The 14,967-nt window shown below is 50.0% G+C and carries 16 protein-coding genes and 1 tRNA gene; 5 read left to right on the forward strand and 12 right to left on the reverse strand.

Annotated features, from left to right (window positions below; all coding sequences use genetic code 11):
* Positions 1-3: 3 nt before the first annotated feature.
* The 7 genes from ACM1PF_RS26570 to ACM1PF_RS26600 all read right to left on the reverse strand — a co-directional run bounded on the left by ACM1PF_RS26570 (position 4) and on the right by ACM1PF_RS26600 (position 6,084).
* A complete protein-coding gene (locus tag ACM1PF_RS26570) occupies positions 4-942 on the reverse strand; it encodes a LysR substrate-binding domain-containing protein (protein ID WP_416668962.1) in 939 nt (312 codons plus the stop codon).
* Positions 943-987: 45 nt separating this feature from the next.
* A complete protein-coding gene (cysK, locus tag ACM1PF_RS26575) occupies positions 988-1,950 on the reverse strand; it encodes a cysteine synthase A (RefSeq protein WP_416668963.1) in 963 nt (320 codons plus the stop codon).
* Between the two features lie 101 nt (positions 1,951-2,051).
* The gene (locus ACM1PF_RS26580) at positions 2,052-2,486 is read right to left on the reverse strand and encodes an RrF2 family transcriptional regulator (RefSeq protein ID WP_416676807.1); all 435 of its coding nucleotides are present in this window, start codon (positions 2,484-2,486) and stop codon (positions 2,052-2,054) included.
* Between the two features lie 394 nt (positions 2,487-2,880).
* Positions 2,881-4,455 carry a hypothetical protein gene (locus ACM1PF_RS26585; protein WP_416668965.1) on the reverse strand — a complete coding sequence of 525 codons (1,575 nt, stop codon included), beginning with the start codon at positions 4,453-4,455 and terminating at the stop codon, positions 2,881-2,883.
* 57 nt (positions 4,456-4,512) lie between these two features.
* Positions 4,513-4,662 (reverse strand): hypothetical protein, encoded by a 150-nt coding sequence (locus ACM1PF_RS26590; protein ID WP_416668966.1) that lies wholly within the window; start codon positions 4,660-4,662, stop codon positions 4,513-4,515.
* A 3-nt stretch (positions 4,663-4,665) separates the two neighbouring features.
* Positions 4,666-4,923 (reverse strand): AAA family ATPase, encoded by a 258-nt coding sequence (locus ACM1PF_RS26595; protein ID WP_416676808.1) that lies wholly within the window; start codon positions 4,921-4,923, stop codon positions 4,666-4,668.
* A complete protein-coding gene (locus ACM1PF_RS26600; protein ID WP_416668968.1) occupies positions 4,924-6,084 on the reverse strand; it encodes an ISH3 family transposase in 1,161 nt (386 codons plus the stop codon).
* A gap of 49 nt (positions 6,085-6,133) precedes the next feature.
* Here ACM1PF_RS26600 and ACM1PF_RS26605 point away from each other — a divergent pair, with 49 nt between their 5' ends.
* The 5 genes from ACM1PF_RS26605 (at position 6,134) to ACM1PF_RS26625 (ending at position 8,273) form a co-directional block, all read left to right on the forward strand.
* Positions 6,134-6,649, forward strand: coding sequence for a DUF5895 domain-containing protein (locus ACM1PF_RS26605; RefSeq protein ID WP_416668970.1), 516 nt, complete (start codon positions 6,134-6,136; stop codon positions 6,647-6,649).
* Between the two features lie 135 nt (positions 6,650-6,784).
* Positions 6,785-7,345, forward strand: a complete 561-nt coding sequence (locus ACM1PF_RS26610) for a hypothetical protein (RefSeq protein WP_416668971.1) — start codon at positions 6,785-6,787, stop codon at positions 7,343-7,345.
* Positions 7,345-7,680: a helix-turn-helix domain-containing protein gene (locus ACM1PF_RS26615; RefSeq protein WP_416668973.1), complete on the forward strand. Its 336-nt coding sequence runs from the start codon at positions 7,345-7,347 to the stop codon at positions 7,678-7,680. Before ACM1PF_RS26610 ends, ACM1PF_RS26615 begins: the two co-directional genes overlap by 1 nt.
* An 83-nt stretch (positions 7,681-7,763) precedes the next feature.
* Positions 7,764-7,973 (forward strand): hypothetical protein, encoded by a 210-nt coding sequence (locus ACM1PF_RS26620; RefSeq protein WP_416668975.1) that lies wholly within the window; start codon positions 7,764-7,766, stop codon positions 7,971-7,973.
* Between the two features lie 18 nt (positions 7,974-7,991).
* Positions 7,992-8,273, forward strand: a complete 282-nt coding sequence (locus tag ACM1PF_RS26625) for a hypothetical protein (RefSeq protein ID WP_416668977.1) — start codon at positions 7,992-7,994, stop codon at positions 8,271-8,273.
* A 4-nt stretch (positions 8,274-8,277) separates the two neighbouring features.
* Here ACM1PF_RS26625 and ACM1PF_RS26630 read toward each other — a convergent pair whose 3' ends face one another.
* The 5 genes from ACM1PF_RS26630 to ACM1PF_RS26650 all read right to left on the reverse strand — a co-directional run bounded on the left by ACM1PF_RS26630 (position 8,278) and on the right by ACM1PF_RS26650 (position 14,944).
* Positions 8,278-9,483, reverse strand: coding sequence for an Arm DNA-binding domain-containing protein (locus ACM1PF_RS26630; protein WP_416668979.1), 1,206 nt, complete (start codon positions 9,481-9,483; stop codon positions 8,278-8,280).
* 192 nt (positions 9,484-9,675) lie between these two features.
* Positions 9,676-9,748 (reverse strand) — tRNA-Met (locus tag ACM1PF_RS26635).
* Between the two features lie 83 nt (positions 9,749-9,831).
* Complete coding sequence (locus ACM1PF_RS26640; protein WP_416668981.1) at positions 9,832-10,710, reverse strand: SMP-30/gluconolactonase/LRE family protein; 879 nt, start codon at positions 10,708-10,710, stop codon at positions 9,832-9,834.
* Positions 10,707-13,355, reverse strand: coding sequence for an MGH1-like glycoside hydrolase domain-containing protein (locus ACM1PF_RS26645; protein ID WP_416668982.1), 2,649 nt, complete (start codon positions 13,353-13,355; stop codon positions 10,707-10,709). Before ACM1PF_RS26645 ends, ACM1PF_RS26640 begins: the two co-directional genes overlap by 4 nt.
* Before the next feature lie 260 nt (positions 13,356-13,615).
* Positions 13,616-14,944, reverse strand: coding sequence for a phospholipase D-like domain-containing protein (locus tag ACM1PF_RS26650; RefSeq protein ID WP_416668984.1), 1,329 nt, complete (start codon positions 14,942-14,944; stop codon positions 13,616-13,618).
* Positions 14,945-14,967 lie beyond the last annotated feature (23 nt).

Here is a 14,967-nt window from a genome sequence, read left to right on the forward strand (position 1 = left end):
ACTTTATGTCACAACGTTCATCTGAGATTGAGTGAGCATTTCTGAAAACGCGATCGCCAGTTTGGTTTGAAACCGCTGTCGATGTTTGAGTAAGACCACTGCCTGGGCGATTTCCAGGGGACGAAGTTTCGCCAGTTGCTCATCCATTACCTGTACTGCACCCAGCGTTCCTAGCTGGAGTTCTTTCTGGATCATCATTTCAGAAATTGCCGCTGCCCCAGAGCCGCTTTCTACCACCGCTTTCACCATTTCACTGGAAGTCAACACCAGATCGACCGTGAGCGTTGATGGATCAATACCCCATCCCTGCAACGCCTGCTCAAACATCTGCTGCGTTCCCGACCCCGACTCGCGCATCACCCAGGAGGTCTGATGCAATTCATCGATCGTAATCTGCGGACGCTTGTACCAGGGATGGTATCGTCCCACAATGATTTTCAGGCGATCGTGTCCCACTTCCTGCGGTTCTAAACTGTCTTGCAAAGAGGGCTTTAGCGTTCCTGTCACTAAGCCTAGATCAAACAATCCCGATGCCGTTCCTTCACCAATCTCTTCCGCATTCGCCAAAGTACACTCCACCACAATTCCAGGATATGCTGATTTAAATTGGCTAATCTTTTCTGGCAACCAGTAATTCCCTACGGTTAAGCTTGATCCAATTCGTAGTTCACCCCGCTGTAAACCGTTTAACTCACGCAATCCCCTCTCTGTGACCGCTACCTGATCTAAAATCTTTCGCGCTTCAAGACTCAGGATTCGTCCCGCATCGGTAATTTCAATGCGACGACCCACCCGATGGAATAGCTTAACGCTGTACTCCTTCTCCAAACTCTGGATCGCCGCACTGACCGCGGGTTGAGTAATATACAGTTCTTCAGCCGCACGGGTAAAGTGTTGATGCTCTACCACCGCCAAAAAAATTCGCAACTGTTCTAAGGTCATTCCTGTTTACTTCACCCATTCCCGCTGATGGTTCTGACTTTTTGTTTACCGCACCAGGGCTGGCTCCGGTAATTCTAGATCCTTAAACAACGGTGTGCTCAGGTAGCGTTCACCAAAGCTGGGCTGCACCATCACAATCAGCTTCCCCTCGTTCTCAGGACGCTGCCCCACTCGAATGGCTGCTGCCAGTGCGGCCCCAGAGGAAATCCCAGAAAGTAACCCCTCTTCCCTGGCTAACCGTCGCCCCAACGCGATCGCCTCTTCATCCGTAACCTGCACCACTTCATCAATCAAGTCTGTCCGCAGGACGTTAGGGACAAATCCCGCGCCAATCCCCTGAATCTTGTGCGATCCGGGTTGTCCGCCAGAGAGAATGGGACTGTTGGCTGGTTCCACCGCGATCGCCTGAAACGAAGGCTTGCGGGCTTTGATCACCTCAGCCACTCCCGTTAGCGTTCCCCCCGTTCCCACACCAGAAATCAAAATATCCACCTGCCCGTCGGTGTCCTGCCAGATCTCCTCAGCCGTCGTTTCTCGATGAATTTTCGGATTAGCCGGATTGCTAAACTGTTGCAGCATAAAGGCATGGGGAGCTTTTGCCACAATTTCCTCTGCCCGTCGAATGGCTCCCCGCATTCCCTCCATGCCAGGAGTCAGTTCCAGTTCTGCCCCGTACCCCTTCAGCATGGCCCGTCGTTCTAAGCTCATCGTATCGGGCATGGTCAGAATCAAGCGATAGCCCCGTGCCGCAGCCACCATTGCCAGGGCGATTCCGGTATTACCTGAAGTGGGTTCCACCAGGATGGTCTTTCCCGGTTGAATCTGTCCAGTCCGTTCGGCTTCCAGCACCATACTGACCCCAATCCGGTCTTTCACCGAAGCTGCCGGATTCATGCTTTCCAGCTTCACCACAATCTGCGCCAGGCTACCTTCTGCCTGGGGAATCCGGTTGAGCCGCACCAGGGGAGTCTGTCCAATCAACTCTGTAATATCATTAGCAATTTTCATCACAGTTTTCCTTTTCTTTTGAGTTTTGTTTGGGTTTCCCACGTTCCAATGCAAAACTTATAGCCGAATCCTATAGAACTCATTCCGATTCTTAACCCGTTCTAAATGTGGTACATCGGGTTGACTTGCAGTTGGTCATTGCGGCGCTGGCAGAGATCCTCCAGGGTGTACCGACTGAGGATCGCTTCAAAGGCATCATCCGCCTGTTGCCAGACTTCATGCACCAAATCCCGCTCCACGCTGGAAATATCCGGGTCTTTCTCCTTACGATCGCCTTCAATGGAGCTGACAATTTCCAGCAGGGTAATTTGCCAGGGTTCTCGCGTCAGGATGTAGCCGCCCTTAGCTCCTCGCTGGCTCTGGACAATGCCACTGCGCCGCAAGCTGGTGAGAATCTGCTCCAGGTAGCGATCGGGAATCGGTTGGTTCGCGGTAATTTCGTTGATTTTGATCGGTTCTCTGCGATCGGGACGGCTTGCCATTTCCAGGAGGGCAAGCAGGGCATACTCAATTCGGGCTGAGAGTTCCACGGCAATAGTATCCACTGGAAAGTAAATAATGGGAATTGCAAGTAAATACGCACGGCAATGAATCCACCTGGGTTAGCAGATAGATTCACCTCCATCGGCTTGAGTATTTAGTACCTATGTGCTTTATAGTACGATTTATCGATCGGCTTTAAGTTGTTTGGAGGGACTTAAGTATTATGCCATCTAAATCAAAAAATACGGTAACTTGATTGACTAAACGGTGTTAATTATTTCCAGTCGGAATAGTAGAGGGCGGTGTAGGCTGCTTTTGCAGCACGGTAAGAACCAAACTACGCTCTCTTCATGCAGAAAAACTCCTCCACCCCTTTATGCCCCATCTGTGATGGGTTTTTGAAGAATTAATCCAAGACGGATGAGAGCAAACTGCTACTCTCAAAAGTCACAACTCTAATTGTTTCTTTTGAGGCGTGGGGCGATTCCATTCTTGATGCTGATTTTTCTGGCAAATCACCTTGGTGGCTTGGTTCACATAAGACCTTGCTTTATCTTTGCCATAATCTTGATGAATTTTTGCTACATAAGGGCTGCTGGCGATTAGCATCAGAGCAATTTCCTTCCGGCTGTGGCCATTTTCCAAAGCTCTTTGACTCACCCAGAAATCCAATTTCACCAGTGTGTCAAAGCAGATACCCTGACTATATCGTTGCCACATCTGTTGATAATGCTCTTGAGAGCCTGAATTGGTTTCACCCAAAACAGCAGCAAGCGAGGGATAGAGTGATGAGGATGGAAGCGTTGTGTTAGTTAGCAATCTCACATCAGTATGCTCTAGATCTGAGTGACGAGATAATGTTTGTCGAATTATTGCAATAGGAGATGCTACTGCTTGCGATCGTTGCTGGATTGATTCTGAGCGAGATCGAAATCGTCCCAACTGCTGGAGGTGTTGAGATGTTGTTCCAACTGCTGCATCGAGTCGATCAATTGTTGCTGCAAGGTAAGTTCGGTTTTCAGTTGAGTGCTCCAGGTACTCAAGGCTGCGATTAACTGCTGTAACTGCTTCTGCAAGCTCTCCCGCGCACTTGATGAAGCTTCGTTCTTCAAGGAAATCTGCAATTGCCCCAGAAAGTCGTTCAACGTGTGGCTCAAGTGTTGAGGCAAAGGCTGCAACGTCTGGTGCATCTGCTGAGATTGCTGTTCCAGTTGGGATACTTGCTGCCGCAGAGCAATCAGTTCCTGGGCGATCGGCTGTAAGCTTTTGGCAAATACGATTTCCAACGCGCTCTCCAACGCGCTTTGCGAGATTTCGATGGGCATCGGAGGCTGGGATGAACTGGAGTGGGGTTTGCGCGGTCTGGGCATGATTGGGTACCACCTGGAATAAAGGAATGTAATCACTGACGTTCTCTTTGTTTTTTGTCCTTTGAGCTAAATTTGTTAGAGCAACTTTGTCAGCGGTATAAAGGGTGAGATGATGCTTGGCTCTCGACACCGTGACATAGAAAGACTCCCGGTTGGTCGTAATGCCGTCCATCAGTGCGAGGACGCGATCGGCGGTCTTCCTCTGGCTGCTGTAGGTGGTGCTGACCCAGGCATAATCGAGGTACTGCCTGCCGCTGAGGTTAATCTCCATCGTCTTACCATCGCTGTCGGTAATCTGAGCAGTCCCATCGAGAGCAACGTGATTCACGATAAAGGTTTGCCCGTTACGAATTCCGGTATCTCGGTTGTTCTTTGTCCAACGGAGGCGATCGCCCACTGCAATGGGAATGGAGTGCATCTCATAGACGGTTTTCTTTCGACACTGAGCCGGATTGATTGTCAGAATCTGTCCCATTGGAGTTTCAAGTGTGAGCTGATTCGTCGATCGATCCTGAGCAAGAACCGTGTACTGCTGAGCTTTGACCAATCCTTGTCGTTTGTAATCCTGGGTAGGGACTAAAACATTCCCCGATTCATACACACTGGCATAACCGCTTTGGGTCGTCGTCAAATTTCTTGGACGTAACCCCATGAAGATAAAAACGTCTCCATCTAACGTTTCTTCAGCTTGTAACCGTTCACGAATCCGCTAGGTCAATTCCAATCGTTGTTGATTCGTTTCTGCCAACAGTAAGGTTTGGCTTCGCTCTTGCAGTGATAGCTTGAGGTAATCGTCAACCAGTTTCTCTGACTGCTGCTCCCAATCCTGAATCTCCTGGATACAACCTGCTTGATCCAACGCTTAAATTCCCTCAACTATTTTATCTTGAGCAATCAAAGCAACAGCAGTTTTAAGTTCCTGTGTCTGTTGTCTCAAGCTCTCATCGAGATGAGCGATCGCAATCCCACCGGCTTGCAAACTCTTAAACGGGTTTCCGGCTTCCACGGCTGAAAGTTGCCGAGTATCTCCCACTAAAATCACTCTGGCTTGTTGCTCATTCGCCCATTGCAGCAAGGCCTGAGCATCCTTGGCACTGAGTAAACTCAGTAGATCGCAAATTCATTCTAGAGAGGGTAAATAGATGGCTGTGATGACTGGGAAATGTCGCTCGACAGCCTGAGAGAGAAACTCCAACATGGTCTTGAGACTAAAGAGTTCTCGGTAAACGACCCGTCCTCCTCGTTGAGTACGGCTCACAAAGAACCAGAGCAAATACACCCAGAGATTGACCAAAATAAACGCCAGAGCCACAAACAGCAAACGGGTGACTGGATTCTTGCTCGTGGTGCGGATACGGCACCCATTTTTCATCCTGTAGCTGGTCTCGATACCGAAACGGTCTTTGTAATGCTGATGCATCTGCTCCAAAGCAACCCTCACACGATGCAGCACGTATAGGGTGTATTGGATACCATGTTTCCCTTTGAACCCTTTGTAATAGCTGCAAATCACCCGCATCTGACAGGTAACTGAACCATATTGAGGGCTGTTGAGGGTATAACGGGTGGCATAACTTTTGCGCCCAATCAACAACTGGCGAGTACCTCCACGTTTGCCTCGAATTACCGCAGGCATGAGAAACGGAATATTGAGAGCTTTGAGCCAACGAATGACTGGTACACTATAGAACCCACGGTCAAGATAAAGCCGTTTGACGCGGACTCGTAAGGGAGTCAGCATGGCTAATAAATAAGTGATGGTTGCAACCAATGTTTCATGCCGATGCACGGCATGAATACCCAAAGTAACCCGTTTGTTACGACAAATCACATAGACGGTGGCATAGGCAAAGAACGAAGTCGTGCCTGCCTTAGCTTGAGAGCGGTAGATGTAAGGCTCAGTGGCGACGTTCACACTGCCGTAATAGGGAATCAGATGGAGGTCAATGGCAATACGATGCTTGCCCTTACGAATTTTTGGGGGGATGCGGCTTTGCAGAGCGGCATTGAGTTGAGATTCCAGAGTTGTGATATCGTCTAACTTATCGAGATGATAGCGAATGCTATTGCCACTGGGTACGCCCTCCAATCGTTGTGTTGTGTGTTCAATGCTATCGCTGCGACTGGCGGCCCGTAGCAAAATCTCAAACAGATCTTGGAGTGTGTATCCACCTTGCATGTCCAGGGATAAGTGTTCCAATAGGCAGTCGAGGGCTACCTCCAACGTCGCTTCATCCGTCAAAGCTGGAGCAGGCGATAATGAACTTGGGTAGATCGTCATGGCTTTGTTTTAATGCGTTTAGCCTGACCCTACCCCTTTCCTAGAGAATTTGCGATCTACTGAGACTCGTTACTTGGTCTATCTCATCAGCAAAGACAAGCGCCTGCTGCACAAATCACCACTGCTGCTCACAGCAAAGGGCGCATTCTGCGGTAGCTTTGGCGAAACGGTGGAGCAATTCCGCAATGACATGAGCAAAGCCTATGGTGCAGCTACCGGAGCCAAGAAGTCGAGGGGCGAGCGGTTTATGGCACTGAGCATTCTCGCCGTTCGAGTCCAGCCCGAACTCAAGGGGCAGACGAAGAAATCTTGGGTCTGTTCTGTAGCTGACTATGGCGTTCCAACCCTTAAGAATTGGAAATCGTTTTTCGTCGGCTACAAGCCCGAACTCAAAGAACGGATTCTAGCGGAGTTCAACGAGTGGGCTGACTTTGGCAACCCAGAGCTTGAGCTTGAGGCACAAGTCCAGCGGCAACCTGCCCCTCACTCTACCCAAGCGGAGAGCAATCCAGGGAATGAAGAGAGCTTTGACGACTTTGACTACGGTTATCCAGAGGAGATTTAGCGTTAGCAATCGTCGTTTATCCCCAGGCTGCTTGGCTTGGGGGCTTCTTCTTTCCAAGAAGCTTTAGCCACGAGTTCAACTACCGCAAACGGCTCTACTGCAATGGCATCTGTTTTCTCTTGAGAGGTTTGAGCTATGACATCTCCACCTGTAAGCGATCGCGCTGCCCCATTCACCGGTTATCAGCAAGCCCTTTGCGATTTTGGCATTGCTGCGCTAACTGAGACACTGAGCAACTTCTGTGATCCAGATTTTGATGTAGCACAGATGCAACTGGAGGAGCAGGAACTAGAGCAGCTCGCTACCCTCCTTGTTCAACAACTCTGTGTCAGCCTCAACGGCGAGATGATGGCTGGCTACCTCAACGTTGTGAGGAATGCTGGCACTCGGACGATCGCAGCTCTTCCCAAGTTGGAGCTGAAACCACTGCAACATCCGCTTGTCCTCCCTGATGGCTTTTCTCACCAAACCTCAGCCCCACAATTTCTTGATGGTGATTGGGTGCGCTGGTTGCCCTTACCGAATTGCACCCAAACCGATAGTGGCATTGTGATGGGTCGCTTTTTTGCCTTTGCTCAGCATCGGGGGCAGTGGGGATGGAAGTATCTGATCTGGCTCAAAGACACTTCCAGTGGAGTCCTTGCTGATGTGGCTTGGGAGGAAGATTTAGAACCATTGAGGGAGGAGAAGCAATAATGACTCGTCCTCGTTCCTTGAGCGATCGAGATTTGGCGTTGATTCATCTCTATGCCAACTGCCAACTCGGACTCTCCCCCCGTCGCTTCTATGCCAAGTGGGAGGTAAGCCATGAGGCGATCGCCAGCATTTGCTCTCGTTCTCCCTCCACAGTGCGTCGTTGGTTCGGCAAAGGGAAACACTATCGCGCCCCAAGTTTGGATGATTTACGGCATCTGGCACTGATGGATTTTCTGTTGGAGTACTATGACGAAATTTCACCAGACCTGTTCGATCGGTTGTGTGGTTCTCCTCAGCGAGTTCAGCCAGAGCATCCAGACGCTTCCAGCACATAAGGTCACTTTTTTCAATTGCCAGTGGCGCTGTCTTTGCCAGGTTCTCTACCAGTAGGCTGGCAAGTTGTGTCTTCTACGGTTTTATGAACGCTCAGCATTCTCCTTCAACTGACGCGATCGAGGCTCGTCCTTGGGTGATCGTTTTGATTCAGCCCAATGCCCAGCGTTCAGATCTGGTTCGCTTTCGTAATCGGCAAGATGCCCAGGATCACCTCAGAGCCTTGCGGCGATTTATGCCCAAGACTCGATTTGAGCTAGTGTTCGATCCGCCTGCTCAGTCACCCTTGAATTAATTGGAAGAGGTAAGCCAAATGACTCCAGTTTTGATCCGCCTGTGTGCTGCCCTATGGGTTTGCCAAGAAGCAGAACAGAAACACCCAGAGTTTGTGGATGATTTGACACGATTGCGGGAGTTGGACGGTACGATCACTGCCCTGTCCCATGTTCCTGCTCCTAATAGCACGATCGTCTTGAAAAGCAACTACGGTGATATTCCAACCAGGGTGATCACGGTACGAACGGAGGCGACCTCTAATGAATTAACAGGTGGTGCTATGCCAGTCGTTTTCGTCATTCCTGAAGATCATCTTTAGGAATCTATCCTTGATCTTCCAGAGTTGTTTGATTAGTCAATCCGAAAGAAGGAACCTGGATATGCGCGATCGCTCCCGCATAATGCTCCTCAATCACCGCTACTGAAGTGCCACACCAATCTGCTACACGCCTGGATATAATCCCACTTTCCAAACAAAGTGTAATAAATGTGTGCCGACAGTTGTACTGAGGCAAATACTCCTTCACCTTGCCTGCTTCCACCAGTCTTTTCACCACGGGTCTCCAGACCCGGTTGAGGAAATTATGGGTATCGATCTCCTTGCCCCCTCTAGCTGGAAATACGAGGGCATTTGGATCGGGATTCTCTGGTCTGACTGCATCAAAAACAGCTCTTAGTTCCTGGTTAATGGGGAAGTAACGAGGTGTGTCTGTTTTGGTTGTTTTCCGAATGCGAACATCGGTTGCGACAGCTTCGCAAATGTAGATCCGGTTTTTCTCGACATGCTTCCACTTAAGGGCAATCGCTTCTTCAGGTCTGCAGCCGGTATGAAACAGGAATTTGACATAGGGAGCATAGTAGGAATGGGGAATCGGAGAGTATCTCGAGCAGTAAGTGTTATGTTCAAACGCCGAAATAATTGCCGCTACGCACTCTTTGGAAAACGGTTTGCGAGACACTTTGCTCGCCTTCTTCGTCTTAACTTCCTGGGCTAGTTCTTTAAATGGATTCTCTGAGATCAGTTTTTTGCGCATTGCCCAATTGCAGCAGGCACTAAGCTGTTTCAGGGTTCGCTTGGCTGTTTCTGCTGCAAACTTACTCAGTAGGTGAGCTTGAATTGCAATGGCATCCTCTAAATAGGGTGTGGGAAACTTTCGGATGCGTTTTTCAATCTTGCCATAGTCTCTAATAATTGTTGTTTCTTCCAAATGCACCTGCTGAAACTGAGTGTATTGTTTCCAAAGGTCAAGTAGTGAGGTTTTGGGGACGGGCAGCGGTGCAGCAGTTGTCGTCACACTGAGTGCAGTTTGGGGCTTGTACTTCTCCAAGGTTGGATCAAAGCGCTCATAAATAATGTCGGACTCAATGAGCTTGGCTTTGGCGTCTGCAATTTTGCGATTGGTTGGAGTGTCTCGTAATCCAACCGATATATAGTGGCGCTTACCACCATAGCTGAACCGTAACTGTAGCCAACCACGAGAAACGATAATGGAGACCGATCGCCTGACATCACGTTGTTTAGTTTGCATGGCAGTACTCCCAGTACACTTGCTTCTTTTTTCCCTCCCCTTGACAATGTTCCGGATAGTTCGATTGAACTATTTTCGTACACCACTTGTACACCACTTTTTGACCCAAAATGCCCCATTTGTACCTAAAAAAAATTCGGGGAGATTCTGTTAAGAACCTCCCCAATTAGCTTCTAGAGCTTATTTTGTTGATGGCTCAGGCGGGATTTGAACCTGCGACCTTGGGCTTATGAGTCCCCTGCTCTAACCACTGAGCTACTGAGCCTTAGACCTTTATTAAGGTAGCACAAGGAAGGACGAATTGTCACTCCTGTTAAAAAAATCTAAAACTCAGTCGCCGATCGCCTTCTATCCAAACGAGTGGCTTGGCAATCCAGGTACATCAGTTCGGACACGGAACAAATTTCCTGCCTGAAAACTCTGCTGGATTTCCTTTTGGCTCAGTCCCACCGATGCCGTTGTGATGTACAGATCGGTCATTTGCTCGCCGCCGAAGATGCAGCAGGTGGGACGCTGTACCGGCATTTCCACCCGCAACATTTCTTGACCGTTTGGATCAAAGCGGATCACACACCAACCATCCCACATGGCTGACCAGATGCAGCCTGCCGTGTCGATCGCCAGTCCATCGGGAAAAAACTCTTCGCCCCGCAGATCCACATGATCTCGACAGTTGGAAATTTCGCCCGTTTCGGCATCATAGTCGTAGGCGTAGATTTTTTGGGAGGGAGAATCCGTCAGGTAGAAGGTTTTATCGTCGGGACTCCAGCCCAAGCCGTTGGAGATGGTCAGCCCTGTTTCCATGACGTGCAAGGAGCCATCGGGATCATAGCGATAGAGACTGGCTTCGGGTTCGTCCGCTTCAGACATGGAGCCAAACCAGAATCGACCGCGAGAGTCGCACTTCCCATCATTAAAGCGATTATCGGGCTTATCTGCCTCCACCGAATTGATCACATCGATCGCCCCGGTTTGGGTGTCCAGAAATGCGGTGCGACTGCGTTGGGCCATAATCAGTCGATGCTCTCCGGCGATGGCGATCGGCCCGACCACTTCCTCCACATCCCAAAACCGATCGTCTCCTGTAGCGGGGTTAAATTGATGAACGCGATGCCCGTAGATATCCACCCAGTACAATTGCTGGTTTTCCGCATCCCACAGGGGACATTCCCCCAGACGAGCGCGCGCATCTAAAACCATTTCCAGGGGATAGTTGGATGTGTTCATTTAAACCTCGCACAGTTATCTATTAATGTAGCCACCAGACCTGTCCATCCAGTTTGGTGATTGGCTCCTAGCCCAGACCCATTGTCGCCGTTAATGTACTCATAGAACAGGATCAGATCGCGCCAGTGGGGGTCGGTTTGGAACAGGTGATTGTTACCATGAATCGGTCGATCGTCTGCCTGACTGCGCTGGAAGATAGTAATCAAACGGCGGGAGAGTTCGTTCGCCACTTCTGCCAGCGTCATCCACTGCCCTGAACCCGTGGGACATTCCACCTTGAAGTCATCGCCCAGGTAGGTATGGAATTTTTGCAGGGATTCAATAATCAAGAAATTCACCGGGAACCAGATCGGGCCGCGCCAGTTGGAATTGCCGCCAAACATTCCAGAAGTGGACTCTGCCGCTTCGTAGGCGACTGAATGCTGCTGTCCCTCTACGTAAAAGGTGTAGGGATTCTCGGCGTGGGCTTTGGAGAGCGATCGCACCCCGTGGGAACTGAGGAATTCCGTTTCATCCAGCATCCGCCGCAGGATTGGCTTCAGGCGTTCGGGATTGACGATGGCCAGGAGATGACGGTTTTGATCATTGGTGTCGGTGAGGGAGGCGATATTGCGCTGGAGGTTGGGGCGGTTTTGGATGAACCACTCAAAACGTTTTTTGAATTCGGGAAACTTATCCAGCAGAGCCTCATCCAGCAGTTCCACGGCGAAGAGGGGGATCAAGCCAACCATCGATCGCACCCGCAACACATGGCGTTCATCGTGGGGTGTATGCAGCACATCGTAGAAGAACTGATCCTGCTCATCCCACAGGTGAATATCGCTTTTGCCAATGTGGTTCAGGGCATCGGCAATGTGGAGAAAATGTTCAAAAAATTTGCTGGCAATGTCTTCGTAGGTGGGATTGGTTTTGGCTAATTCCAGGGCAATGGTCAGCATATTCAGGGCATACATTCCCATCCAGCTTGTGCCGTCGGCTTGCTCAATGTAGCCCCCGGTGGGCAATTCGGAACTGCGATCGAAAATCCCAATGTTATCCAGTCCCAGAAAGCCACCCTGAAACAGGTTATTCCCGTTGTTGTCCTTGCGATTCACCCACCAGGTAAAGTTCAATAGCAACTTCTGGAAGACTCGCTCCAGATAATCCCTATCGGCTCGACCGTAGACTTCTTTTTCGATCTGGTACACGCGCCAGGTGCCCCAGGCGTGGACAGGAGGATTCACATCGCTGAAATGCCACTCGTAGGCCGGCATTTGGCCATTGGGATGCAAGTACCATTCCCGCGTCAGTCGATCCATTTGTCGTTTGGCGAAGTCAGGATCAATCTGGGCGATCGGCACCACGTGGAAGGCGAGATCCCACGCAGCATACCAGGGAAATTCCCACTTATCGGGCATGGAGATAATGTCATCGTTAAACAGATGCATCCACTCTTCATTACGAGGGTAGGTGCGCTGGGGTTTAGGTTGGGCGGGATCGCCGTTGAGCCAATCCTCCACGACATAGTGATAGTACTGCTTCGTCCAGAGGAGTCCGGCAAAGGCCTGTCGTTGAATCGATCGATCGTCCCTTGCGGGGCTGCACGCGGCAATCCGATCGTAAAACTCATCTGCTTCCTGGAGGCGTTGCTGGAACGTGGCAGCAAATTCTTTACTAAAGGGTTCAATGCCCTGATCCGGTGAAACATCAGATAAACGAAGTTGTACCGTCTGGGTTTCCCCTGCTCCCAGGGTCAGGAGATAGTGGGCAGCGACTTTGGTTCCCTGGCGATCGGGATTAACGGCTTCAGCTTTGCCCTGAATGATATAGTCATTGATTCCATCTTTGACGTAGGGAGCATCATTCTGAACGCCAAACAACCGTTCGTTATTGGTTTCATTTTCCGTGAACAGCAGATCCTTGGGCGCGTTGCAATAGAGCCAGCGTTCCCCCAACGTTGGATGATTCGCCTGAACGGTTCGCACAGAATCGGCAAAATTCACTTCCTTCAGGGCAGGTTTTTCACTATTGTGATCCCATGACCAGGTGTTGCGGAACCATAAAGTTGGTAATAGATGTAGCGTTTTAGATTCCTGCGATCGGTTTGTAACCTTAACCTGAATCAGCATATCTTCATCCGATCGCTTGGCATATTCCACGAACACATCGAAATATTGCTGATCATCAAAAATCCCCGTATCCATCAGTTCAAATTCCGGATCATGGAATCCTTTCTGCTGATTTTCCTGAATCAGGCGATCGTAGGGAAATTCCTGCTGGGGATATTTATACAGGTATTTCATGTAGGCATGGCTGGGCGTATTATCCAGGTAAAAATAATACTCTTTGACATCCTCACCATGATTTCCCTGTGGCCCCGTCAAGCCAAAATTACGTTCCTTCAAGATCGGATCTTGTCCATTCCAGAGGGCGATCGCAAAACAGAGCCGCTGATGGTTATCGGAAATGCCAGCCAGTCCATCTTCCCCCCAGCGATAGGCCCGCGATCGGGCATGGTCATGGGGAAAATAATCCCAGGCTGAACCATCGGCACTATAGTCTTCCCGCACCGTGCCCCACTGCCGCTCACTCAGGTAGGGGCCCCATCTGCGCCAGTAAGCGGTTCGGTTGTGATCTTCTTCCAGTCGTCTTGCTTCAGCCGTCATTCACTCTCTCCTGTTCTAGACTTCTAACAACCTGCGATCGAACTTGGCTTAATCTCTTGTGGGGTGGGCATCTTGCCCGCCCAAGCTTAACTGCCCTAACCTGCGATCGAACTTGGCTTAATCTCTTGTGGGGTGGGCATCCTGCCCGCCCAAGCTTAACTGCCCTAACCTGCGATCGAACTTGACTCATCTCTTGTGGGGTGGGCATCTTGCCCGCCCTTTCCCAACTCTTAAGGGTGAACAGTCTACTTGCTTGCCCCTCAAAGCAAATTCTTAAAAATCAAGCCAAACTGTCCAGACAATCGCTGATTCCAGGGGCGATTCTGCCATTCCTCATAGGTTAAGCAATTACTATCATTCAGGGCACTCGTAAAAAATTGATCAATATTTGCAATCAACTGCGGATGGCTGCTGGACACATTCAGTTCATCGTTATGGAAATAGCTACGTGGATCAAAATTTGCACTACCTGCACTGATCCAATCCGAATCAATCAACGTAAATTTTGCGTGCATCATGCTGGGCTGATACTCACAGATTTCCACTCCAGCTTGCAGTAAATCACCATACAGTTCTCGTGATGTATAGCGAATCAACGGCTTGTCATTGGCATCACTCATGGTCAGAACGCGAACATCCACACCTCGTTCTCTGGCTTCGGTTAATGCCCGACGGGTGTTTGGGTCAGGAATAAAATAAGGGCTACCAATCCAAATTCGCTCTTGGGCCGCTAAAAAACTGACTTGAAACAACATCCGTATGTAGGATTCATTCAGTGCAGAGGTATCGTCAGTGATATACATGGGTACACCACCATCCCCTTCTTGCGCCTGAAAGACGTTCCCTTCTAAATCGATCGCTCCACCGGAATAGGCCCAGTTTTGTAAGAACTTTCCTTGCAGTAGGCTAGCAATTTCCCCTTCATAACGTACTTCAAACTCCAACCAGGGAGCCGTATCTCCCTGCTCTGAGCGACCATCCCAATAATCGGAAACGCCTGCTCCGCCGATTAGAACTTGCTGTCCATCAATGAGTAGCAGTTTGCGGTGCGTCCGCGAGTTGTATTCCAACGGGGCCCGCCAATCAAATTCACGGAAAAACCGAACTTCGATCCCAGCATCTCGTAACCGTTGCCAGTATTCATCGGGCAGATCGCTTGTCCCTTCATGGTCGAGCAGAAGCTGAATCGTGACTCCGGTATTCGCCCGTTCAACTAACGCTTCGGCAAATTCATCCGCGCGTCGTCCCTCGGTCATGAAATAGGTTTCAAACTGAATCAGTTGTTCCGCCTGCTGGATGGCTTCAATCCGAGCGGCGTAAATCTCATCGACATCTGCCCAAAACCCAGTTAGGACACCATCAGCAGCCGTCGCATCGGTCAATCCAATCAGAGTCAGCGGAAACCGGGGATCATCCAGGCTGGGCACATTTTCGATCGTATATTCTGGTTCCTGGCGCAGGACACCCCGGAGGTACAGGTAGGTTAATCCCAGCAGCAGCAGGGCTAAAATTCCGCCACCAAACCACCACAAGAGTTTTGATTTACCGGGTTTATCATCCTTCTGCGGCCGCTTCTGCTGAGTTAACATAACCTGACCCTGACATGATCGCT

This window comes from Egbenema bharatensis FJBBOT/2019, assembly GCF_048077055.1.
Classification (GTDB): Bacteria; Cyanobacteriota; Cyanobacteriia; order Elainellales; family Elainellaceae; genus Egbenema; species Egbenema bharatensis.

Bases quoted from the DNA above. Each gene is read 5' to 3' on its own strand.
- ACM1PF_RS26570 (WP_416668962.1), bottom strand. From the start codon at position 942: ATGACCTTAGAACAGTTGCGAATTTTTTTGGCGGTGGTAGAGCATCAA.
- cysK (WP_416668963.1), bottom strand. From the start codon at position 1,950: ATGAAAATTGCTAATGATATTACAGAGTTGATTGGACAGACTCCCCTG.
- ACM1PF_RS26620 (WP_416668975.1), top strand. From the start codon at position 7,764: ATGAACGCTCAGCATTCTCCTTCAACTGACGCGATCGAGGCTCGTCCT.
- ACM1PF_RS26585 (WP_416668965.1), bottom strand. From the start codon at position 4,455: ATGGGGTTACGTCCAAGAAATTTGACGACGACCCAAAGCGGTTATGCC.
- ACM1PF_RS26630 (WP_416668979.1), bottom strand. From the start codon at position 9,483: ATGCAAACTAAACAACGTGATGTCAGGCGATCGGTCTCCATTATCGTT.
- ACM1PF_RS26650 (WP_416668984.1), bottom strand. From the start codon at position 14,944: ATGTTAACTCAGCAGAAGCGGCCGCAGAAGGATGATAAACCCGGTAAA.
- ACM1PF_RS26625 (WP_416668977.1), top strand. From the start codon at position 7,992: ATGACTCCAGTTTTGATCCGCCTGTGTGCTGCCCTATGGGTTTGCCAA.
- ACM1PF_RS26615 (WP_416668973.1), top strand. From the start codon at position 7,345: ATGACTCGTCCTCGTTCCTTGAGCGATCGAGATTTGGCGTTGATTCAT.
- ACM1PF_RS26600 (WP_416668968.1), bottom strand. From the start codon at position 6,084: ATGACGATCTACCCAAGTTCATTATCGCCTGCTCCAGCTTTGACGGAT.
- ACM1PF_RS26645 (WP_416668982.1), bottom strand. From the start codon at position 13,355: ATGACGGCTGAAGCAAGACGACTGGAAGAAGATCACAACCGAACCGCT.
- ACM1PF_RS26610 (WP_416668971.1), top strand. From the start codon at position 6,785: ATGACATCTCCACCTGTAAGCGATCGCGCTGCCCCATTCACCGGTTAT.
- ACM1PF_RS26640 (WP_416668981.1), bottom strand. From the start codon at position 10,710: ATGAACACATCCAACTATCCCCTGGAAATGGTTTTAGATGCGCGCGCT.